We start from the raw sequence: 382 nt of genomic DNA on the forward strand, positions 1-382 counted from the left end.
TGCTGAGCGAGGCCTTAACCCCGATTCTGGTCGCACGGTTGCGTGAAGCGCAGCCTGCTCAGACGCGCGACATCAATCAGCTGACCCGGCGCGAGCGCGATATTCTGCAACTGATCAGCGACGGGATGACCAATAAAGCGATTGCCCGCAAGCTGGCCATCAGTGAAAGCACGGTTAAGGTTCACGTTAAATATCTGCTGAAGAAGATGAACCTTAAATCCCGACTTGAAGCCGCCGTCTGGGCGCTGCAGAACGGGCTGCACTGACCTTTCCCCCTTCCCGATGCGGCGCAGTGCCGTCCTGCCGGCCATAAACTGCCGCAGAAATCGCGAGCCGCCTCGCAGCCCCGCATCAGCGTCATGAGAACAGGCACTTTTTTGTC

General features: G+C 58.4%; 1 protein-coding gene. It reads left to right on the top strand.

Going from position 1 to position 382, the window contains the following annotated elements:
* A partial coding sequence (locus SB765_RS28225) for a LuxR C-terminal-related transcriptional regulator (RefSeq protein ID WP_410932298.1) occupies window positions 1–266 on the top strand: 266 nt, incomplete at its 5' end.
* Window positions 267–382: the final 116 nt, after the last annotated feature.

The sequence above is a fragment of the Pseudomonas sp. SIMBA_067 genome (genome assembly GCF_046534675.1).
GTDB classification, from domain to species: domain Bacteria; phylum Pseudomonadota; class Gammaproteobacteria; order Pseudomonadales; family Pseudomonadaceae; genus Aquipseudomonas; species Aquipseudomonas putida.